The 21,739-nt window shown below is 71.7% G+C and carries 19 protein-coding genes; 9 read left to right on the plus strand and 10 right to left on the minus strand.

The annotated features are described in order from the left end of the window. Window positions 1-20: 20 nt before the first annotated feature. Window positions 21-743, plus strand: a complete 723-nt coding sequence (locus ACF088_RS01495; protein WP_392373351.1) for a response regulator transcription factor — start codon at window positions 21-23, stop codon at window positions 741-743. After that, entirely contained in the window at window positions 740-2,143 is a 1,404-nt protein-coding gene (locus ACF088_RS01500; RefSeq protein ID WP_392373352.1) for a sensor histidine kinase, read from the plus strand. The genes ACF088_RS01495 and ACF088_RS01500 overlap by 4 nt, the downstream gene beginning before the upstream one ends. A 42-nt stretch (window positions 2,144-2,185) precedes the next feature. On the opposite strand, the gene ACF088_RS01505 is transcribed toward ACF088_RS01500, so the two are convergent. From ACF088_RS01505 to ACF088_RS01530, 6 genes are all read right to left on the minus strand, one after another. Further along, a complete protein-coding gene (locus tag ACF088_RS01505) occupies window positions 2,186-3,886 on the minus strand; it encodes a methylmalonyl-CoA mutase (protein ID WP_392373353.1) in 1,701 nt (566 codons plus the stop codon). A 193-nt stretch (window positions 3,887-4,079) separates the two neighbouring features. Continuing rightward, entirely contained in the window at window positions 4,080-4,412 is a 333-nt protein-coding gene (locus tag ACF088_RS01510) for a DUF3817 domain-containing protein (RefSeq protein ID WP_088800110.1), read from the minus strand. Between the two features lie 85 nt (window positions 4,413-4,497). Further along, the gene (locus ACF088_RS01515) at window positions 4,498-5,007 is read right to left on the minus strand and encodes a MarR family transcriptional regulator (RefSeq protein ID WP_311622673.1); all 510 of its coding nucleotides are present in this window, start codon (window positions 5,005-5,007) and stop codon (window positions 4,498-4,500) included. 70 nt (window positions 5,008-5,077) lie between these two features. After that, window positions 5,078-6,601 carry a hypothetical protein gene (locus ACF088_RS01520; RefSeq protein ID WP_392373354.1) on the minus strand — a complete coding sequence of 508 codons (1,524 nt, stop codon included), beginning with the start codon at window positions 6,599-6,601 and terminating at the stop codon, window positions 5,078-5,080. 295 nt (window positions 6,602-6,896) lie between these two features. Continuing rightward, window positions 6,897-7,208 (minus strand): MTH1187 family thiamine-binding protein, encoded by a 312-nt coding sequence (locus ACF088_RS01525; protein ID WP_392373355.1) that lies wholly within the window; start codon window positions 7,206-7,208, stop codon window positions 6,897-6,899. After that, a complete protein-coding gene (locus ACF088_RS01530) occupies window positions 7,205-7,555 on the minus strand; it encodes a DUF3817 domain-containing protein (RefSeq protein WP_392373356.1) in 351 nt (116 codons plus the stop codon). The genes ACF088_RS01525 and ACF088_RS01530 overlap by 4 nt, the downstream gene beginning before the upstream one ends. A gap of 213 nt (window positions 7,556-7,768) precedes the next feature. On the opposite strand from ACF088_RS01530, the gene ACF088_RS01535 reads away from it, so the two are divergent. The 4 genes from ACF088_RS01535 to ACF088_RS01550 all read left to right on the plus strand — a co-directional run bounded on the left by ACF088_RS01535 (window position 7,769) and on the right by ACF088_RS01550 (window position 10,421). Beyond that, complete coding sequence (locus ACF088_RS01535; RefSeq protein WP_392373357.1) at window positions 7,769-8,407, plus strand: AIM24 family protein; 639 nt, start codon at window positions 7,769-7,771, stop codon at window positions 8,405-8,407. Next, window positions 8,407-9,057 carry an AIM24 family protein gene (locus ACF088_RS01540; RefSeq protein ID WP_392373358.1) on the plus strand — a complete coding sequence of 217 codons (651 nt, stop codon included), beginning with the start codon at window positions 8,407-8,409 and terminating at the stop codon, window positions 9,055-9,057. The genes ACF088_RS01535 and ACF088_RS01540 overlap by 1 nt, the downstream gene beginning before the upstream one ends. Next, the gene (locus ACF088_RS01545) at window positions 9,054-9,827 is read left to right on the plus strand and encodes an AIM24 family protein (RefSeq protein ID WP_392373359.1); all 774 of its coding nucleotides are present in this window, start codon (window positions 9,054-9,056) and stop codon (window positions 9,825-9,827) included. Before ACF088_RS01540 ends, ACF088_RS01545 begins: the two co-directional genes overlap by 4 nt. A gap of 117 nt (window positions 9,828-9,944) precedes the next feature. Continuing rightward, window positions 9,945-10,421 carry a MarR family winged helix-turn-helix transcriptional regulator gene (locus tag ACF088_RS01550; protein WP_392373360.1) on the plus strand — a complete coding sequence of 159 codons (477 nt, stop codon included), beginning with the start codon at window positions 9,945-9,947 and terminating at the stop codon, window positions 10,419-10,421. A 57-nt stretch (window positions 10,422-10,478) separates the two neighbouring features. Here the strand turns inward: ACF088_RS01550 and ACF088_RS01555 are convergent, their stop codons facing one another. Then, a complete protein-coding gene (locus ACF088_RS01555) occupies window positions 10,479-11,897 on the minus strand; it encodes an ATP-binding protein (RefSeq protein ID WP_392373361.1) in 1,419 nt (472 codons plus the stop codon). Further along, window positions 11,890-12,603: a response regulator transcription factor gene (locus tag ACF088_RS01560; protein ID WP_392373362.1), complete on the minus strand. Its 714-nt coding sequence runs from the start codon at window positions 12,601-12,603 to the stop codon at window positions 11,890-11,892. The genes ACF088_RS01555 and ACF088_RS01560 overlap by 8 nt, the downstream gene beginning before the upstream one ends. Before the next feature lie 110 nt (window positions 12,604-12,713). Between ACF088_RS01560 and ACF088_RS01565 the strand changes: the two genes are divergently transcribed. Continuing rightward, the gene (locus tag ACF088_RS01565; RefSeq protein ID WP_392373363.1) at window positions 12,714-13,430 is read left to right on the plus strand and encodes a PepSY domain-containing protein; all 717 of its coding nucleotides are present in this window, start codon (window positions 12,714-12,716) and stop codon (window positions 13,428-13,430) included. Window positions 13,431-14,359: 929 nt separating this feature from the next. Here ACF088_RS01565 and meaB read toward each other — a convergent pair. Then, window positions 14,360-15,319: a methylmalonyl Co-A mutase-associated GTPase MeaB gene (gene meaB / locus ACF088_RS01570; protein WP_392373364.1), complete on the minus strand. Its 960-nt coding sequence runs from the start codon at window positions 15,317-15,319 to the stop codon at window positions 14,360-14,362. 72 nt (window positions 15,320-15,391) lie between these two features. Beyond that, window positions 15,392-16,567, minus strand: coding sequence for an acetyl-CoA C-acetyltransferase (locus ACF088_RS01575; RefSeq protein WP_392373963.1), 1,176 nt, complete (start codon window positions 16,565-16,567; stop codon window positions 15,392-15,394). 174 nt (window positions 16,568-16,741) lie between these two features. Here ACF088_RS01575 and mce point away from each other — a divergent pair, with 174 nt between their 5' ends. Continuing rightward, window positions 16,742-17,182: a methylmalonyl-CoA epimerase gene (mce, locus tag ACF088_RS01580; RefSeq protein WP_392373365.1), complete on the plus strand. Its 441-nt coding sequence runs from the start codon at window positions 16,742-16,744 to the stop codon at window positions 17,180-17,182. 208 nt (window positions 17,183-17,390) lie between these two features. Further along, window positions 17,391-21,641, plus strand: coding sequence for a polarized growth protein Scy (gene scy / locus ACF088_RS01585; RefSeq protein WP_392373366.1), 4,251 nt, complete (start codon window positions 17,391-17,393; stop codon window positions 21,639-21,641). Window positions 21,642-21,739 lie beyond the last annotated feature (98 nt).

Raw genomic sequence — 21,739 nt, forward strand, 5'->3', positions numbered from 1 at the left:
AGAGAGGTGTTTGGCAGCCTATGTCCATGCCGCCCACGCCCGGGAACACCCCAGCCCCCAAGATCCTCGTCGTCGACGACCAACCGGAGGTACGTGCCGCCGTCGAGGACGGCCTCGCCGTGGAGGGCTATACGGTACGGGGCGCCGCCGACGGCCTGGCCGCCCTCTCGGAAGTCGCCGGCTGGCAGCCGGACGCCCTCGTCCTGGACGTGATGATGCCCGTCCTGGACGGCCTGGCCGTCTGCCGCCGCCTGCGCGCACTGGACGACCGCACCCCGATCCTCGTCCTGACCGCGCTGGACTCGGTCAGCGAACGGGTCGACGGGCTCGACGCCGGCGCCGACGACTACCTCGTCAAACCGTTCGCCCTGGACGAGTTGGTGGCCCGCGTCCGGGCCCTGCTGCGCCGGGCCTCCACCACGGCCGTCGAGGACTCCCGGCTCTCCTTCGGCGATCTGGTCGTCGACCCGCTGACCCGCACCGGCCACCGGGCCGGCCGGCCCCTGGAGTTCAGCCGCACCGAATGGGCGCTGCTGGAACTGCTGTTGCTGCACCCCCGGCAGGTGCTGCCGCGCGAGGTGATCCTGGAGCGCGTCTGGGGCCGTGACTTCGGGCCCGACTCCAACTCCCTGGCCGTCTACATCGGTTATCTGCGGCGCAAACTGGAGGCGGGGGGCGAGTCCCGCCTCGTCCACACCGTGCACGGCGTGGGCTACCGCCTGGACCACACGGAGTGCGCATGACCGGCAGCCGCGGCCTGGGGGCCCGCTGGCGGCGCCGCCGTCCGCTCCGCGCCCGGCTGGCGCTGGCCGCCTCCTCCGCGGTGGCACTGGTGGCGGTCGGCGTCTGTGCGGCCGCCTTCGTCCTCATCGACTACCAGCTGACCCGCCAGCTCGAACGCAACCTGGCCCTGACGTCCACCGAGGTCATGCGCGAGCGCCGGGACTGGGGCCCGACGCCGAGCGACACCCTCTGCCAGTACCCGGCCTCGGCCTGCTTCCAGATCGTGCCCGCCGACCCCGCCAAGGATCCGCGCAAGCCCTATGGGCTGCCCGTCTCCGACGCCACCCGGAAGGTCGCCGCCGGCCGGCACCCGGCGTTCTACAGCGAGCTGACCGTCGCCGGGCAGCCGGTCCGGATGTTCACCACGCGCCTGACGGGCAAGGACGAGGCAGTACAGGTCGCCCTGCGCTCCGACTCCGTCGACCGGAGCGTGGAGCGGGCCGCCTGGGCACTGTCCGCGGTCGGTGCCGCCGGCGTTCTGCTGGCCGCCGCACTCGGCTACTGGGTGTCCCGTACGGGCCTGGCGCCGGTCGCCCGGCTCACCGCCACCGCGGAACGCATCGCCGCCACCCGCGACGCCCGCCACCGGATCGAACTCCCCCCGGGCCCACCCGCCCGGGAGGACGAGATCACCCGCCTGGCCACCAGTTTCAACACCATGCTCGGCGAACTCGAACAGTCCGTCACCTCGCAGCGCCGTCTGGTCGCCGACGCCTCCCACGAGCTGCGCACCCCGCTGACGGCGCTGCGCACCAACGCCGAACTCCTGGCCCGCGCCGACCGGCTGACCGACGCCCAGCGCGACCGTGCCTCGGCCGCGCTGGGCCGCCAGCTGCGCGAGGTCACCACCCTCGTCAACGACCTGATCGAACTGGCCCGCGACGAGGAGCCACAGCCCCTGGTGGAGCAGGTACGCCCGGCCGCCCTCCTGGAACACGCGGTGGGCGCGGCCCGCGAACACTGGCCAAAGATCACCTTCACCACCGCCATCGCCCCCGCCGCGGCCGGCGTGGCGATCCCCGGCGTGCCGCCCCGTCTGTCCCGGCTGCTGTCCAACCTCCTCGACAACGCCGCGAAGTTCTCCCCGCCGGGCGGCCCGGTCGACACCGAACTCGTCTTCACCGCAGGCGAGTTGGACCTGACGATCCGCGACCACGGCCCCGGCATCACCGAGGCCGACCTCCCCCATGTCTTCGACCGCTTCTACCGCGCCGAGACGGCCCGCGCCCTGCCCGGCTCCGGCCTGGGCCTGGCCATGGCCCGCCAGATCGCCCGCGCCCATCACGCCGAACTCACCGCCGAGCGGGCACCGGGGGGCGGGGCGCTGTTCCGGCTGCGGATGCCGGTCGCGGCGGCGTAGCCCCGCTGCCAACGGCCGTCGGCAGCGGGGCGGACGGCGGGCTCAGAACCCCGCCGGCTCCGTGTAGACCCCCCACTCGTCCCGCAGCACACCGCAGATCTCGCCGAGCGTCGCCTCGGCGCGTACGGCCTCCAGCATCGGCTCGATCATGTTGCCGCCGTCCCGGGCGGCTTCCAGCATCGCCTTCAGCGAGGTCTGGACCCTGGCGTCGTCACGGGCCTCCTTGCGCTGCGCGAGCACCCGCACCTGCTCACGCTCGACCTCGTGGCTGACCCGCAGGATCTCCAGGTCGCCGGTGACCGAGCCGTGGTGGCAGTTGACGCCGACGACCCTCTTGTCGCCCTTCTCCAGCGCCTGCTGGTAGCGGAAGGCGGATTCGGCGATCTCGCCGGTGAACCAGCCGTCCTCGATGCCGCGCAGGATGCCGGAGGTGACCGGGCCGATCGGGTGCTCCCCGTTCGGGACCGCCCGCCTGCCGCGCTCCTTGATCTGCTCGAAGATCTTCTCGGCGTCCGCCTCGATCCGGTCGGTCAGCGACTCGATGAACCACGAACCGCCGAGCGGGTCCGCCACATTGGCGACGCCGGTCTCCTCCATCAGCACCTGCTGGGTGCGCAGCGCGATCTCCGCGGCCTGCTCACTGGGCAGCGCCAGGGTCTCGTCCAGCGCGTTGGTGTGCAGCGAGTTGGTGCCGCCGAGCACGGCCGCCAACGCCTCGACGGCGGTCCGTACGACGTTGTTGTACGGCTGCTGGGCGGTCAGCGAGACACCGGCGGTCTGGGTGTGGAAGCGCAGCCACTGCGCCTTCTCGCTCGTCGCGCCGTAGACGTCCCGCATCCAGCGGGCCCAGATCCGGCGCGCGGCGCGGAACTTGGCGATCTCCTCGAAGAAGTCGAGATGCGCGTCGAAGAAGAAGGACAGGCCGGGGGCGAAGGTGTTGACGTCCAGGCCGCGGGAGAGGCCGAGCTCGACATAGCCGAAGCCGTCGGCGAGCGTGTACGCCAGCTCCTGCGCGGCCGTCGCACCCGCCTCGCGGATGTGGTAGCCGGAGACCGAGAGCGGCTTGTACGCGGGGATGCCGCGCGCACAGTGCTCCATCAGGTCGCCGATCAGGCGCAGGTGCGGCTCGGGCTGGAAGAGCCACTCCTTCTGTGCGATGTACTCCTTGAAGATGTCCGTCTGCAGGGTGCCGTTCAGGACGCCCGGATCGATGCCCTGCCGTTCGGCGGCCACCAGATACATACAGAAGACCGGGACGGCGGGCCCGCTGATCGTCATGGACGTCGTGACATCGCCCAGCGGGATGTCCTGGAACAGGACCTCCATGTCGGCCGCCGAGTCGATGGCGACGCCGCAGTGCCCGACCTCGCCCAGCGAGCGCGGGTCGTCGGAGTCCCGGCCCATCAGGGTGGGCATGTCGAAGGCGACCGAGAGGCCGCCGCCGCCCGCCTTGAGGATCATCTTGTAGCGCTCGTTGGTCTGCTCGGCATTGCCGAAGCCGGCGAACTGGCGAATCGTCCAGGTCCGCCCGCGGTAGCCGGTCGGATACAGGCCCCGCGTGAAGGGGTACTCGCCCGGCCAGCCGATCCGCTCGAACCCCTCGACCGAGTCACCGGGCCGGGGCCCGTACGCCGGCTCGACGGGATCACCCGAGAGGGTGGTGAAGTCCGCGTCCCGCTTCCGGGCGGAGTCGTACCGAGCCTGCCAGCGGCGGCGGCCCTCATCGATCGCGTCAGCGTCCATACCTTCGAATTTACTTGGACGTCCTAGTACTTGTCGACGGGAGAGCGACACGAGTTGCCCCTCACGCCACCGGGGTCACCTTCCGTAATGGACGCCGGATAGCACAAACGCGCCCGCCCGATACCGGGACAGGCGCGTATGAGCAGGTCAGCAGGGGTGCCGCCGGACCGTGCCGAGGTGGGACCGGGTGCGGTCAGGCCTTCACCGGCTCCGGAGCGTCATCGGCGATTAGCGGCTCGACCTCCCGCACCACCTGACGCTCCACGAAGAAGGCAGCGGTGGGGATCGTGCCCGCGATCAGCACCCACAGCAGCTTGCCGAACTTCCACTTGGCCTTGGAGCCCAGGTCGAAGGCGAACACCAGGTAGATGATGTAGAGCACGCCGTGGATCTGCGAGACGACGAGGGTGAGGTCCTTGCCCATCCCGAAGCCGTACTTGAAAACCATGCACGTGCAGAGCACCAGCAGCATCACGGCGGTGATGTAGGCCATCGCCCGGTAACGGGTCAGGACGCTTCGCTTCATGCCCCGAGCGTAACGGCCCGTTCCGGGGCGATCTTCGCCGCCCCCCTGCGCACACCGGGCCTGCCGGGCAGGGCTGCGGCACCCGCTACTCGTCCTGGAAGTCCTCCGCCGCCACCCGCAACGGCCGCAGCATCGCGAAGATCTCCCCGCACTCCTCGGCGTCGTACGTCCCGAGTCCGAAGTCCATCGCCATCAGATCGCGGGTCGCCGCGTCGCACACCTCGCGGCCCTTGTCCGTGATGGTGGCGAGCGTGCCCCGCCCGTCGTTCGGGTTCGGCCGCTTGGCCACGAGACCGGACTTCACCAGCCGGTCGACGGTGTTGGTCACCGAGGTCGGATGCACCATCAGCCGCTCACCGATCTTGGACATCGGCAGCTCACCGGCCTTGGAGAAGGTCAGCAGCACCAGCGCCTCGTAGCGGGCGAAGGTCAGCCCGTACGGCTTGACGACCGCGTCCACCTCGGCCAGCAGGATCTGATGGGCGCGCATGATCGAGGTGATGGCGGCCATCGAGGGCACGGCGCCCCATCGCTGCTGCCACAGTTCGTCGGCGCGCGCGATGGGATCGAAAGCAAGACTGAGCGGCTTCGGCACGCTTCCGACCCTACCCGGCGCTCATATGGTGGTCAGCCGTGTCTCGCTAACCGGGCAGCACCCGGGACGGTCAGCCGGTGGCCGAGCCCTCCGCGGAACACCGTGAGGTGTGGTCGCCCACGGGCACCGACGTCACCTCACCCGAAGGCACCTTCAGCGGCTGACGGCGGTTGACGTCCCACAGCGCGAGCGTCCCGTCCGCGCTCCCGAGCAGCAGATACGGCCGGCGGGGTACGAGCACACCGCCCTCCGCGGCGATCCGGGGCCTGAGCGGCTCGATACAGGCCAGCTGGGGCTCGATGCCGTAGTAGGAGCCCGGGGCCTGGTGGCCGGCGGCCCGGTACCAGGCGCGCTCTCCCGCCCGCGCCGCGTGGAGCGACACCTGGAGCAGCGGCAGCAGCGTGCAGAAGACGCCCGTCAGGGCGATCACCGTGACGGGTATCCACCGGTGCGTGACCATCCGGTGGAAGTGCTTGGCGTAGCCCCACCCGGCGGCCACCACGAGCCAGGCAGGCAGCACCGGCAGGAAGATGAATGCCGCGATCACCCGCCAGACGGCGGGCACGTCGACATCGTCGGGCGTCAGGCCGAACGGGGTGAGGTAGAGCCAGTGGACCACGCCGCCCAGCGCGGGCGTCAGGGTCAGGACCACGGAGGCGACCAGGGGCACCACCCACTGCAGCGCCTCGCGCAGACTGGTCCACTGGCGGACCAGCGCCCGGATGCCGCCCGCCAAAACGGCCGCAACGGCGAGGAGCAGGGATACCCACCAAACCCTTGTGTGATCGCCGGAGACGGTGCCGACCAGCCATCCCGCCAGCGTGGCGGCGGCGGACGCCGCGCTCCCGGTGACCGTGGCACCGCGCTGACGCTCCGGATGGGCGTCCCGGTGCAGCAGCCACCCCGAGAGTGCAGCCGTCCCGCAGGCCGCCACCGCAGCGAGGGCGCCATATACCGTCATCGGCCCCGCGGCGCTCAGTGCCACACCGGCGAACAGGGCCACCAGCGTGGTGATGACCAAGGGCTCGGGCCCCGGCCTCGCCCCGGGCGCCGGGGGGACCGCGGTTGGCTCGGCGGCTGCCCACCCCAGCCTGACGTCCAGGGGGGCCGCCGCGGGGCCCGGGCCGTCCGGGTCCGGCGCTGCCCGCGCGGCCTCCCGCGCCCGGTCCCGGGTGGCCGCCCCCACCACGAGGCCGGTGTCGCGGATACCGGCCAGCACCGCAAGGCGACCGCGTAGGCCCTGGCGTGCGGGGGTGCGGTGGACCGCCCACAGGGGGCGGTTGTCCTCGCCGACCGTGTACGCCTGAGCGTGATGGACCCGGACATCCAGTGCGCGGCGTGAACGCCACGCCGTCAGCTCCAGGGCAGCGGCGCGCTCCGCCCCTCTGCGCGCGCCCTTGAGGCGCGCCTCGACCAACAGGAAAGTCCCGGGTGCCGTGGGCGGGGCGAAGTGTGCCCGTTCCTCGGGTGTGAGCTCACGGACCAGCGGCCAGCGCCGTTCCGCCAGCGACTCGTCGAGCAATTCCCGGTCCGTCGCGTCCCCGTGGAACTCCACGACGACCCGCACCCGCCGGTCGAATCCCCCGCCGGTCACAGCCTCTCCCCCGTGTCTCGGCTTCCCGCCCGTTGACGCACCGGATTACTCCCGACGGGCTGCGCCCGTACGCCGCACCTCCCGGTCACCACCAGTACGCCCCCGCCTCCATCACTCCGGCCGCCGGCCTCACGACCCGCAGCGGGGCATACTCCGCGGCGGCGCCGGCCGGCCTCATCGCCCGGCCCCCTCACCGTCATCCGTCCGGTCTGCATCACCGTCATCGCCTGTCCCAGCAGCCTTTCGGGGCCGCGTCGACGAACCAGCGGTCGCTCGGGTGCAGTGGGGGCACCGCTCAGGAGCGGCGGGCGTCGCCCTCGGCGAGGTAGCGCTCCACGGTCTCCACCTTCGAGGTCAGTCCGTCCGTGACGCCGGGCCGGATATCGGCCTTGAGCACCAGGGAGACCCGCCCGCAGCGCGCCTCGACGGCCGCGACCGCGCGCTTGACGACGTCCATGACCTCGTCCCACTCGCCTTCGACGGAGGTGAACATCGCGTCCGTGCGGTGCGGCAGCCCCGACTCGCGGACGACCCGGACCGCGTCGGCGACGTACTCGCCGACGTCCTCGCCGACACCCAGGGGGCTCACGGAGAAGGCGACGATCATGTGTTCAGGACCCCTTCCTTGCGGGCGCGGGCCGCGATCACACCGGCCTCTTCCTCGCGCTTGAGCACCTTGTCCCCGTAGAGGCCGCCGAACGGCAGGATCGCCAGCACGAAGAAGAAGGCGACGCGCTTGAAGGGCCACTTGGTGCGGTTCCACACGTCCAGCAGCAGGACCACGTAGGTGATGAAGAGCAAGCCGTGGATCATGCCGAGCGGCATCACCAGGGAGTCGTAGTCGAAGGCCAGGCGGAAGCCGGTGCCGAAGATCAGCAGCGCCGGGAAGGACAGCGCCTCCGGGATGGATGCCAGGCGCAGTCGGTGCAGGGCGGCAGCGGTCTTGATGTCCACGGGAACCTCGTTCGGGTGGCGGGCGAGGAGCACTGCTTGTGCAAGAGTTCACAAGCTTCGCCCCATTGTTACAGCCGCCTCGGCGATCACCGCGCCGGGGGGAGGTGCGGGGCGCTCCCCGGCCGGCTCCCGGCAGAATTCAGGGCGGTATCAGGGCGATATCAGGGCCAAAGGGCCTGCCCCGGGCGGCCGCGGCCGACTACCGTCTGACCCGTGGCTCAGTTTCGGCTCCAGGGGAGCAAGGTGCTCGCCGTCGATATGACGGGCGACGCCGTCAAGGCGAAAAACGGTGCGATGGTCGCGTACGACGGCCAGATGTCGTTCAAGAAGATGTCCGGAGGCGGCGAGGGCCTGCGGGGCATGGTCACCCGGCGGCTCACGGGTGAGCAGATGGCCGTGATGGAGGTGAAGGGCCACGGCACCTGCTACTTCGCCGACCGCGCCAGCGAGATCAATCTCGTCCGATTGCAGGGCGAGAAGCTATATGTCGAGGCCAGCAATCTGCTGTGCACGGACGCCGCGCTGCGGACGGGCACGACCTTCACCGGCCTGCGCGGCGCCTCGCAGGGCAACGGTCTGTTCACCACCACCGTCGAGGGCAGCGGCGAGGCGGCGATCACCTCCGACGGCCCCGCGGTGGTGCTGCGGGTCACCAAGCAGTACCCCCTCCAGGTGGACCCGGGCGCGTATGTCGCCCATACCGGCGACCTCAAGCAGCACTTCCAGACCGGGGTGAACTTCCGCACCGTCCTCGGGGAGGGCTCCGGCGAGTCCTTCCAGATCCGCTTCGAGGGCGAGGGCCTGGTCTACGTACAGCCCAGCGAGCGCAACACCGTGGGAGGTGAGGTCTGATGCCGTTCACGGTGCTCAACTCCCGCATGGTGGAGGCCAGGATCGGGCCGGGGCAGCGGATGTTCAGCCAGCGCGGCGCGATGCTCGCCTACCGCGGCGAGGTCGCGTTCACGCCCAACCTCCAGGGCGGCCAGGGCGGCGTCGGCTCCATGATCGGCCGCCGGATCGCCGGCGAGGCCACGCCCCTGATGACCGTGGAAGGAACGGGCACGGTCATGTTCGGCCACGGCGGCCACCACGTCCAGGTCGTCGACCTGACCGGCGAGACGCTGTACGTCGAGGCCGACCGGCTGCTGGCCTTCGACGGCTCGCTCCAGCAGGGCACGATGTTCATGGGCTCGCAGGGCGGGGTGATGGGCATGGTGCGCGGCCAGGTCACCGGCCAGGGCCTGTTCACCACGACCCTCAAGGGCGTCGGCTCGGCCGCGGTGATGGCGCACGGCGGCGTCATCGAGCTGCCGATCACGCCCCAGCGCCCGGTCCATGTCGACCCGCAGGCCTATGTCGCCCACCGCGGCGACGTCCGCAACAAACTGTCCACGGCGCTCGGCTGGCGCGACATGGTCGGCCGCGGCTCGGGCGAGGCCTTCCAGCTGGAGCTGTCGGGCCAGGGCACCGTCTACGTACAGGCGTCGGAGGAAAAGCTGTGACCGGTCCCGTCGTCCACGACGTCTCGTCGCTCCCCGTCGACGACAACGTCAACGCGTACGCCTTCAGCGTCGAACTGAACGGCCAGTGGTTCCTGCAGAAGGGGAAGATGATCGCCTACTACGGGCAGATCGACTTCCACGGCATCGGACACGGCCGCCTGGACCGCCTGATCGCCGGAAGTTTTCATTCGCCACTGCACGCCGCGGACTGGGTCGTCGCCGAGGGCCGGGGAAAGATGCTGCTCGCCGACCGTGCCTTCGACGTGAATTCCTTCGATCTGGAGGAGGGCAACCTGACGATTCGCTCCGGCAATCTGCTCGCGTTTCAGCCATCTCTCGCGCTGAAGCAGTCGATCATCCCGGGCTTTCTCACCCTCATCGGGACCGGCAAGTTCGTGGCCGCTTCCAACGGGCCGGTGGTCTTCATGGAACCGCCGATCCGGGTGGACCCGCAGGCGCTCGTCGGCTGGGCCGACTGCCCCTCCCCCTGCCACCACTACGACCACCAGTACCTGCGGGGATTCCTGGGCGGACTGCGGGCACACACCGGCATCGGCGGAGCCTCCGGCGAGGAGCACCAGTTCGAGTTCGTCGGCGCCGGCACGGTCCTGCTGCAGTCCACGGAGCAGCTGATGCCGGAGCTGGCAACCGGGGCGGTTCCGATCGAGGAGGGCGTTCCCGGCGGGGGCGGACACGTTCCGCAAAGTGGCTCACAACTGCCTCAGCTCCCCGGCAACCTCGGGAGCCTCCAACGCCGCTTCGGGCTGTGAGCGATACTCTGCGGACGGTGACCTCGAACGTCTGACCAACGTCCGGCCCCGGCCGTCGACGGCACCATCCCCACCCCAATTAATTCACTATTCAACTTTTACGGGTAGAATCATTCCATGACGACCGACAGCGACACCCCCTGGCTGACCGACCAGGAGCAGTGTGCCTGGCGCACCCACCTGGACGTCAGCAGGCTGCTGATGCACCAACTCGAGCGTGATCTGCAGCCGTTCGGCCTGACGAACAACGACTACGAGATCCTGGTCAACCTCTCCGAGGCCGAGGACCGACGGCTCCGGATGAGCGACCTGGCAGCCAGCACCCTGCAGTCCAAGAGCCGTCTCTCCCACCAGATCACCCGGATGGAGAACGCCGGCCTGGTACGCCGCGAGAGCTGCGAGTCGGACCGCCGTGGCCTCTACGCCGTGCTCACCGACGAAGGCTGGGACACCATGCGCCGGGTCGCCCCGCACCATGTCGCCTCGGTCCGCAAGCACTTCATCGGTCTGTTCACCACCGAGGACCTCCAGGCGCTCCGCACCTCCCTCAGCCCTGTCGCCGAACACCTCCGCAAGGAGCGCGGCGGCCTCTGACCGGCCGGCCTCGGCCCCCCGACCGGGCCGGGGCCGGGCGGCCCGGGCCTCGCCGGATCAGCAGGCCACCGGCAGCCGCAGCTCGAACACCGACCCCGCGCGCACGGCCAGCGTGCCGCCGTGCCGCACCGCGACGTCCCGCGCAATGGCCAGTCCCAGCCCGGCCCCGCCGTCGTCCCGTGCCCGCGCATCATCGAGCCGTACGAACCGCTCGAAGATCCGTTCCCGCTCGCCTTCCGGCACCCCGGGTCCGTCGTCCTCGACCCGCAGCACCAGCCACTCCCCCTCCCGCACCACGGCCACCCGCACGGACCCGACGGCATGCCGCTGCGCATTGTCGAGCAGATTCCCCAGCACCCGCGCCAACTGACTGCGCGATCCGGCCACCTCCCCGTCCGCCAGCTCCCCGACGCGCACCGGGATCCGGTCCGCGACCCGCTGCGAGCTCTCCTCGCGCACCATCGCCGCCAGGTCGACCCGGACATCCGCCGGCCGCTCCCCCGCGTCCAGGCGCGCCAGCAACAGCAGATCCGCCGCCAGCCGCTGCAGCCGCACGGTGTCCTCCACCGCACCCGGCACATCCAGCAACTCCGGGTGTGCCACCCCCACTTCGAGCTGTGTCCGCAGACTCGCGATCGGGCTGCGCAGCTCGTGCGAGGCGTCCGCGACGAACCGCCGCTGCCGCTCCACGGACGACTCCAGCGCCGCCAGTGTCTCGTTGGTCGTCCGCGCGAGCCGGCCGACCTCGTCCTGCGACGTCGGCACGGGCACCCGACGGCTCAGATCCGTACTCGCCGTGATCGCGGCCATCTGCCCGCGGATCCCCTCCACCGGCCGCAGCGCCCGCCGGGTCACCAGCCAGGTCACCCCCGCCACCACCACGCACAGCAGCGGCAGCCCGATCAGCATCGCCGTACGCACCGACCCCACGGCCTCCTGCTCCGGCGCCAGCGCCGCCCCCGCCCGCACCGTCGCCTTCTCACCACGGCCGTCCTTGGCCTCGATCACCGCGAACCGGTAGTCGGCCACCTTCCCGTCGACATTCGCGGTCCCGTCCCGGTGGTCGGCATCGCCATCGACCTCACCGGGCTTGAGCCCACCCGTGTCGTCGTCATCCTCGTCGTCCTCCGACGTACCCGGCCCGACGCTCCCCGGCCCCTGCTTCGCGCCGCCCACCGGCTTCCCGTCGACGGCACGCACATCCTCGCCGACCGCCAGCACCCGTCCGTTCTCATCGGCGACCACCACCGGATGGTCCTCGCCATCGGGCAGATCCAGCTTGTCGTACGGCGTACCCGTCGCGATCTGCGCGGCCACCTCCCGCGCCGCGAGCTCGGCCTGCAGCCCGGCCTGGTCCTGCAGCTTGCTGCTCAGCACCAGCAGCGCGGCCGTCCCCGCCGCGATCAGCGCCAGGGCCACCACCACGGTCGCGCCTACCGCCGCCCTGGCCCGTACGGAGCCCAGCACCCTACTCACCCGCCACCAGCCGGTATCCGGCGCCGCGCACCGTCACGATGTGCCCGGCACCGAGCTTGCGCCGCAGTGCGCTCACATACACCTCGATGATGTTGACATCGCCCTCGTAGGCAAAGTCCCAGACGTGCTCCAGGATCTCCGCCTTGGAGACCACCTCGCCCGCCCGCAGCGCCAGCTGCTCCAGCACGGCGAACTCCTTCGCCGTCAGTGCCACTTCTCCGCCGTCCCGCTCCACCCGCTGCGCGCCCTGGTCGATGACCAGCGCCCCCACCCGCAGCACCGGCAGCGCACTGCGGCCGTGCCGGCGCAGCAGCGCCTTCACCCGCGCCACCAGGACCACATACGAGAACGGCTTGGTCAGATAGTCGTCGGCCCCGGTGTCCAGCCCCTCGGCCTCGTCGTACTCGCCGTCCTTGGCGGTCAGCATCAGCACCGGCACGTCATGGCCGGCGGCCCGCAGCGCCCCGCACACGCGGTAGCCGTTCATCCCCGGCAGCATGATGTCGAGCACGATCAGGTCATAGGCGTCCGCCGTCGCCCGGCGCAGCCCCTCCCGGCCGTCGTGCACCACGTCCACCGCATACCCCTCGGCCATCAGTCCCTTGGCCAGCGACAGGGCCAGCCGCTTCTCGTCCTCCACGATCAGCAGACGAAACGGGCGGCGCGCGCCTCCGGGCGGGCTGTGGCGAGTGACAGGCGAGTGCATGCGCTCACCATGCCATCCCTTTCCTGAAGCCCCCTTCAGGCACCTTCAGGTCCCCTTCAGCTTCGTTCAGCGAGTGTGTGGACACAGCCGATCGCAAGGGGAGAACACACATGAAGCGCCATCTGATCATCGCCACCGCCGCCGCGGCCGCCCTCGTCGCCGGCGGCACGGTCACCGCCGTCGCGGTCAGCAACGACGCCGGCTCCGCCAAGGCCGCCTCCGGCGGGCAGCTCACGGCGCAGACGGCCGCCCACCACGCGGGTCCGCAGGCCTCGGGCACGGCCCAGGTGCAGGACGGCAGCTCCAGCATCCGGATGCAGGACGACGACGCGAACGGCCAGGAGGAGATCCGCGAGGCCAACGCCGCCAAGGTGAGCGCACCGGACGCCGCTGCCGCCGCCCTGAAGGCCGTCCCCGGCACCGTGACCGGTCTCGACCTGGACGCGGACCGTCCCGGACTGGTCTGGGACGCGGATGTGCTGGGCAAGGACGGCAAGTGGCACGAGGTCACCCTCGACGCCGGCAACGGGCGCGTGCTGAACCAGCACCTCGACCACGGGGATGACGACGACGCCCAGGAGCGGGCCGCCGCCAGGAACGCCACGACCGACGCCGCGGCCGCCGCGCGTACCGCCGCGGCTTCGCACGGCACGGTGACCTCCGTCGAACTCGACGACGACCACGGCACGAAGGCCGTCTGGGAGGTCGAAACGGTCACCAAGGACGGCAAGGAGCACAAGGTGCTGGTCGACCCGCAGTCCGGCAAGCTGAGCGCCGTTCCGGCGCATGACGCGGACGACGACGACAACGACGGCGCGGACGACTGAGACCCGACTCCGCTCAACCCGGCCCTCGCCCACACTGTCGTGGGCGGGGGCGTTGTCGTGGCATTACGGTCGCCGGGGGCTCAGGCCGTGCGCGGCTGGGGCCGGTGTGCGTTGGTCTGTGGCTGGGGCCGGTGCGCCTACGCCCTGTGGGTGGTGGGTCGGAGGGGACGCCCGGTCCCCCTCCCCCAGCCTTCGGCCGGGAGGTGCCCCCACGGCGCGGGCGCATCTGGTACGTGCAGAAGGCACCCCGGCGTTCGCTCCGGTCCTGCGGGCGGGGCACCGGACATCCCCTCCGACCTCCGCACGTCGGCGACCGCCCCGCCGTACCCATCACCGTTACAGCCACCACGGCACTCGCCCCTTGGCAAGACACTGGGCAGGACACTGGGCAACAACCAGGTACGAGCCGCACCAGGCCTTGGCAGGACGCTGGTCGGGCCGGGCCAGGCATGCAGATTGTCGGCCGCCCAGCTTGTCGGCCACCCAGCCGTCGTCGTCCGGCCGGCGCCGCCACGCCCCGGTCGCTCCTTGGCCAGAGCCGGCATCTGATCGCGTCTTGTGATCGGTGACGGACGGTGCCACCGGGCGGCAGACGGGAACGGACGAAGGCCGGAGGGGATGCACCGGGGGCCGCCCGCAGGACCGGAGCGGACGCCGGGGTACTCAATCCCACGTACCAGATGCGCCCGCGCCGAGGACGGCCCCCGGTGCGTCCCCTCCGGCCCCAGCGGCAACCACCAACCCCGCACGGCGCCAGCCCCCACAGACCAAGCCGCCCCGCCAAAGCCCGGCCCGGTTCCGGCCACGCCCCAAAGGGGCGCGGGGAACTGCGCGACCAGCCACCACGCAGGCGCAGCCGCACCGGCACCGGCACCCGCACCCGCACCCGCACCCGCACCCGCACCCAAACAACGCCCCCCACGGGGCCCTCAGGCCCCGTTCGTCAGCCCGTCAACCAGCTCATCGGCCGCCCGATACGGATCCGTCTCGCCAGAGACGATCCGCTCGGCAAGCGCGTCCAGGCGGCGGTCCCCCCGCAGGTCACCGATCCGTTCCCGCAGCGCCGTGACCGCGATCGTCTCGACCTCGTGGGCTGCACGGGAGCGGCGCCGCTCGGCCAGGACGCCGCGCTCCTCCATCCAGGCCCGGTGCTTCTCCAGCGCCTCGACGACCTCGTCGACACCCTCGCCCCGCGCCGCGACCGTCTTGACGATCGGCGGCCGCCAGTCGCCGGGCGCCCGGGATTCCCCCAGCCCCAGCATGTGGTTGAGCTCGCGGGCGGTGGCGTCCGCGCCGTCCCGGTCCGCCTTGTTGACGACGTAGACGTCGCCGATTTCCAGGATTCCCGCCTTGGCCGCCTGGATGCCGTCGCCCATGCCGGGCGCGAGCAGCACCACGCTGGTATCGGCCTGCGAGGCGATCTCCACCTCGGACTGGCCGACGCCCACCGTCTCGACGAGGACCACGTCGCAGCCCGCCGCGTCCAGGACCCGGATCGCCTGCGGCGCGGCCCACGCCAGTCCGCCGAGATGGCCGCGGGTGGCCATCGAGCGGATGTAGACGCCGGGGTCGGAGGCGTGCTCGCTCATCCGTACCCGGTCGCCGAGCAGCGCGCCCCCGGAGAACGGCGAGGACGGGTCGACGGCGAGCACGCCGACCCGTTTGCCCGTCTTGCGGTACGCCGTCACCAGCGCGGAGGTGGTGGTGGACTTGCCGACGCCGGGCGAACCGGTCAGCCCGACCACATAGGCGTTGCCGGTGAGCGGCGCCAGGGCCGCCATCACCTCGCGCAGCTCCGGTGACGCCCCCTCCACGAGGGAGATCAGCCGGGCCACGGCCCTCGGCCGGCCCTGCCGTGCCTGCTCCACCAGCTGTGGGACGTCCACCATCGCCGCTCGGCTCCTTCGGTTCGCTGGTACGCGAATCGGCCCGCCCGTACGCGTCCGCGTACGGGCACTCGCTTACTTACCCGGTACGCGAATGATCAGCGCGTCGCCCTGACCGCCGCCGCCACAGAGCGCGGCGGCACCCACGCCACCGCCCCGCCGGCGCAGTTCCAGCGCGAGATGCAGCACGATGCGGGCTCCGGACATCCCGATCGGGTGACCCAGCGCAATGGCGCCGCCGTTGACATTCACCTTTTCCGGGGATACCCCGAGGTCCTTCATCGACTGCACGGCGACGGCCGCGAACGCCTCGTTGATCTCGATCAGGTCAAGATCGCCGACGGTCAGTCCGTCCTTGCCCAGCGCGTGGTTGATCGCGTTGGAGGGCTGGGACTGGAGGGAGTTGTCGGGGCCTGCGACATTGCCGTGGGCGCCGATCTCCGCGATCCATTCGAGACCGAGCTCCTCGGCCTTGGCCTTGCTCATGACGACGACGGCGGCGGCACCGTCGGAGATCTGCGAGGAGGTGCCGGCGGTGATCGTGCCGTCCTTGGCGAAGGCCGGACGGAGCTTGCCGAGCGACTCCGCGGTGGTCTCGCCGCGGATGCCCTCGTCCTTGCTGAAGACGACCGGCTCGCCCTTGCGCTGCGGGATCTCCACGGGGGTGATCTCGGCCTCGAAGAGCCCGTTCTTCTGGGCGGCCGCGGCCCGCTGGTGGGAGCGCGCGGCGACCTCGTCCTGCTCCGGTCGGGCGATGCCCAAACGGGTGTTGTGCTTCTCCGTCGACTCGCCCATCGCGACGCCTTCGTAGGCGTCGGTGAGGCCGTCGTGGGCCATCGCGTCGAGCATCTCGACGGCGCCGTACTTGAAGCCCTCACGGGACTTCGGAAGCAGGTGCGGGGCGTTGGTCATGGACTCCTGGCCACCGGCGACGACGACGTCGAACTCACCGGCGCGGATGAGCTGGTCGGCCAGCGCAATGGCGTCGAGACCGGAGAGGCAGACCTTGTTGACGGTCAGCGCGGGGACGTTCATGGGGATACCGGCCTTCACGGCCGCCTGGCGCGCCGGGATCTGCCCCGCCCCGGCCTGGAGCACCTGGCCCATGATCACGTACTGCACCTGGTCGCCGCCGATGCCCGCCCGGTCCAGTGCCGCCTTGATGGCGACGGCGCCCAGGTCGGCGCCGGAGAAGGTCCGCAGGGATCCCAGGAGCCGCCCCATGGGGGTGCGCGCTCCCGCCACGATCACTGAGGTGCTGCCGTTCGTGCCGTTCGTTGCAGACATGCGGTGCGGCCTTCCTTTGCAGGGAAGTTAACGAGGGTTACCCGTCAATGTACTGAGCGGTACGCGCCGGGTCACCGGCAAGCGGGTGTGATCGCGCGCACGTTGCGTAACCAGCGATGCGAGGGGTGCACTGGAGCCATGCTGACGCGAATCGACCACATCGGGATCGCCTGTTTCGACCTCGACAAGACTGTCGAGTTCTACCGTGCCACGTACGGCTTCGAGGTGTTCCACACCGAGGTCAACGAGGAGCAGGGAGTCCGGGAAGCCATGATCAAGATCAATGAGACGTCGGACGGCGGCGCCTCCTATCTGCAGCTCCTGGAGCCCACCCGCGAGGACTCCGCGGTGGGCAAGTGGCTTGCCAAGAACGGCGAGGGCGTCCATCACATCGCCTTCGGTACCGCGGACGTGGACGGCGACTCCGAGGCCATCCGCGACAAGGGCGTCCGGGTCCTCTACGACGAGCCCAGGACGGGTTCGATGGGGTCGCGGATCACCTTCCTGCACCCCAAGGATTGTCACGGAGTGCTCACCGAACTCGTCACCGCGGCGCCCGCCACCTCCGAAGAGCACTGACCTTCACCTTCCCCGGCCGGTAGAGTGCAGCTTCGGCCGGGGTAAGGGAGTGGGGCTCGGTCCATACTCTGCCGATGATCTGACACCATTTCTTCGGAAGGGTCAGCTCCGATGGGCGCGAGTCCGGTACGACGTGACGTGTACGGGACGAGCACCGCAGGACCGGAGACGGCCGCCACCATGACCAGGGGACGGATGGGACCGCGCAGTGCGGGGCAACGACCGCTACGAGGCTGACGACCACCTCTCGCAGTTCGAGGCCGAGATGGAGCGGCTGAAGGGCGAGCGGGACAAGGCCGTCCAGCACGCCGACGACCTCGGCTACCAGGTCGAGGTGCTGCGCGCCAAGCTCCATGAGGCGCGCCGCAACCTCGCGACCCGTCCTGCCTACGACAACGTCAGTCATCAGGCCGAGCAGCTGCTGCGCAATGCGCAGATCCAGGCGGACCAACTGCGTACGGACGCCGAGCGCGAGCTGCGCGAGGCCCGGGCACAGACCCAGCGGCTGCTGCAGGAGCAGGCCGAGCGGCAGTCCCGGCTGGAGGCCGAGCTGCACGCCGAGGCGGTCACCCGGCGCCAGCGGCTCGACGAGGAGCTCAACGAGCGCCGGCAGACCGTCGAATCGCACGTCAACGAGAACGTCGCCTGGGCCGAACAGCTGCGTGCCCGGACGGAGTCGCAGGCCCGCCGGCTGATGGAGGAGTCCCGCCGGGAGGCCGAGCAGGCGCTGTCGGCCGCGCGGGACGAGGCCCAGCGGCTGGCCGAACGCGCCCGTGAGCGGCTCGGCACCGCGGCCGAAGAGGCCCGTACCGAAGCGGAAAGCATCCTGCGCCGCGCCCGCACGGACGCCGAGCGGCTGCTGAACGCCGCCTCCAACCAGGCCCAGGAGGCCACCGATCAGGCCGAGCAGCTGCGTACCAGCGTCGGCACCGAGTCGGAGGAGGCCCGCCGCCAGGCCGCGGAGCTGACCCGTACCGCCGAGACCCGCGTCCAGGAGGCGGACAAGGCGCTGCGCGAGGCGCGCGCCGAGGCCGAGAAGCTGGTCGAGGAGGCGCAGCAGAGCGCCACCAAGCGGCTGACGGCGGCCGAATCGGACAACGAGCAGCGCACCCGTACGGCCAAGGCGGAGATCGCCCGGCTGGTCGGCGAGGCCACCAAGGACGCCGAGGCGCTCAAGGCCGAGGCCGAGCAACTGCGCGAGGACGCCCGCACGGAGGCCGACCGGCTGATCGCCGAGGCGCAGGAGACCGCCCGGTCCCAGGCGTCGGAGGATGCCGCGGCTCAGCTGGCGAAGGCCGCCCGCACCGCCGAGGAGGTGCTGACCAAGGCCTCCGAGGACGCCAAGGCCACCACCAAGGCGGCCGCGGAGGAGGCCGAACGGCTGCGCAGCGAGGCCGAGGCCGAGGCGGACCGGCTGCGCGAAGAGGCGCATGACACCGCGGCCCAGCTCAAGGGCGCCGCGAAGGACGACACCAAGGAGTACCGCGCCAAGACCGCCGAACTCCAGGAGGAGGCACGGCGGCTGCGCGGCGAGGCGGAGCAGCTGCGCGCGGACGCGGTCGCCGAGGGCGAGCGGATCCGCAGCGAGGCCCGCCGGGAGGCGGTCCAGCAGATCGAGGAGGCGGCCGGGTCCGCCGAGGAGCTGCTGGGCAAGGCCAAGGCCGATGCCGAGGAGACCCGTTCGGGCGCCGTCGCGGAGAGCGAGCGGGTGCGGACGGAGGCCATCGAGCGCGCCACGGCGCTGCGCCGGCAGGCCGAGGAGGCGCTGGAGCGCTCCCGTTCGGAGGCCGAGGAGCTGCTGACCGAGGGCGCCCAGGCCGCGGAGATGGTGACCACCGAGGCCGAGGAGTCCGCCGCGCGGCTGCGCGTGGCGGCCGAAGAGGCCGCGGAGGAGCTGCGGACCGACGCGCAGGCCGAGCTGGACCGGCTGCACGGCGAGGCGGAGGAGAAGGTCGCCGCCGCCGAGGAGTCGCTGCGCGGCGCCCGCGCGGAGGCGGAGCGGCTGCGCCGGGAGACGCAGGAGGAGGCGGCCCGCCTCAAGGCGGAGTCGGCCGAGCGGCGCCGGATGCTGACGCAGCAGGCCGAGGAGGAGGCCGAGCGGCTGCGCACGGAGGCCGCGTCCGACGCCTCGTCGGCGCGCTCCGAGGCCGAGTCGGTGGCGGCCCGGCTGCGCACCGAGGCGTCGGCCGAGGCGGAGCGGCTGAAGTCGGAGGCGCAGGAGACCGCGGACCGGGTGCGTGCCGAGGCCGCGACGGCCGCGGAGCGCACGGGCGCGGAGGCGGCGCAGGCACTGGCCGCGGCCCAGGAGGAGGCCGCGCGGCGGCGCCGGGAGGCCGAGCAGCTGCTGGGCGACGCCCGCGAGGAGGCCCACCAGGAGCGGACCGCGGCGCGCGAGCAGAGCGACGAGCTGCTGGCCGCGGCCCGTACGCGGGTGGGCGAGGCGCAGGAGGAAGCCGAGCGGCTGGTCGAGGAAGCGGACCGGCGTGCGGGCGAGTTGGTGGCGGCGGCCGAGCAGACCGCACAGCAGGTGCGGGATGCGGTCGCGGGGCTGCACGAGCAGGCCGGCGAAGAGATCGCCGGGCTGCGTTCGGCGGCCGAGCACGCCGCGGAGCGCACCAAGGCCGAGGCGCAGGACGAGGCGGACCGGGTCCGCAAGGACGCCTATGACGAGCGGGAGCGCGCCTCGCAGGACGCCGCACGGGCGCGGCAGGAGGCCCAGGAGGCCCAGGAGGCCGCGAAGTCCCTGGCAGAGCGGGCGGTTTCCGAGGCCATCGAGGAGGCCGAGGCGCTCCGTACGGAAGCGGCCGGTGTCCTGGACGAGGCGCGCCGGGACGCCAATACGGCGCGGTCCGAGGCCGCCGAGCAGGCCGACCGGCTGGTGTCGGAGGCGACCGAGCAGGCCGAGAAGCTGGTCGCGGACGCCACGGCGAAGGCACAGCAGCTGCGTACCGACGCCTCGGACGCGCTGGCCGCGGGCGAGCAGGACGCGGCGCGGGCCCGTGCGGAGGCGCGCAACGACGCGAACCGGATGCGCTCGGACGCAGCCGAGCAGGCCGACCGCCTGGTCACCGAGGCCCGCACGGAGGCCGAACGGATCGTCACCGAGGCGACCGAGCTGACGTCGTCGGCGCAGGACGACGCGGACCGTACGGTCCAGGAGGCCCAGCAGAACGCCGAGCGGCTGCGGGCCGAGGGCGAACAGCAGGCGCAGTCCCTGGTGGCGGAGGCGACCGAGGCGGCCGAGCGGCTGCGGGCCGAGGCGGCCGAGACGCTGGAGAAGGCCCGTCTCGACGCCGAGCACACCGGCGACCAGGCGCGCGAGGCGGCCAACAAGACCCGCTCGGACGCAGCCGGGCAGGCCGACCAGCTGATGTCGGAGGCCGCGACCGAGGCGGAGCGGCTGCGCACGGCTGCGGCGGAGACGACCGCGGACGCCGAACGGGACGCGGACCGCACCCGGGCCGATGCCCGCGAGCAGGCGGACCGCATGGTCGCGACGGCCACCGCGGAAGCGGACCGGCTGCGCACGGACGCGGCCGAGACGGTCACCGCCGCCCAGGAGCACGCCAACCACACCCGCGGCGAGTCCGCGAAGGTCAAGGAGGACGCCGAGGCGGCGGCCGAGCGGACCCGGACACAAGCGCAGCAGGAGGCGGACCGGCTGATCGACGAGGCGCGCAAGGACGCCGCCAAGCGCCGCGGGGACGCGGCCGAGCAGGCGGACCAGCTCGTCGCCAAGGCCCAGGAGGAGGCCCTGAAGGCCGCCACCGCCGCCGAGGAGCAGGCCGACACGATGGTCGGCGCGGCCCGCAAGGAGGCCGACCGGCTCCTCTCGGAGGCGGCGGCCGACGGCAATGCCCGGGTGGAGAAGGCCCGCACGGACGCGAACACGCTGCTGGAAGAGGCCCGCGGCGACGCCACGGGCATCCGGGAGCGCGCCGAGGAGCTGCGCCAGCGGATCGAGTCCGAGGTCGAGGAGCTGCACGAGCGGGCCCGCCGGGAGTCCGCGGAGACGATGAAGAACGCCGGCGAACGGGTCGACAAGCTCATCGCGCAGGCCACCGCCCAGCAGGTGGAGGCCGAGGAGAAGGCCGACCGGATGGTGGCGGACGCCAACAGCGAGGCGAGCAAGGTCCGGATCTCGGCGGTGAAGAAGGCCGAGGGCCTGATCAAGGAGGCCGAGAACAAGAAGGCCGAGGCGGTGCGCGACGCGGAGCGGATGCGCGGCGAGGCCGAGTCGGAGGCCGCCCGGATCGTGGACGAGGGCAAGCGGGAGCTGGAGGTCCTGGTGCGCCGGCGCGAGGACATCAACGCCGAAATCAGCCGCGTTCAGGACGTTCTGGAGGCCTTGGAATCGTTCGAGGCACCCGGCGGAAACGGGGAAGGCAAAGGCGGCGGGGTGAAGGCAGCCGCAGGCGCGGGGGCAACTCGTTCGAGTGGCAAGCAGTCTGAGGGGTAGCCACTCAAATGAGGGGTCATTCTCCAGATCAAACCGGCAATGACTCGATGACACGCCGTGATGGCCCCTAGGATTCTCCTTATCACCTCACCGGTCTC

This window comes from Streptomyces sp. NPDC015125 (genome assembly GCF_043080045.1).
Lineage (GTDB): Bacteria > Actinomycetota > Actinomycetes > Streptomycetales > Streptomycetaceae > Streptomyces.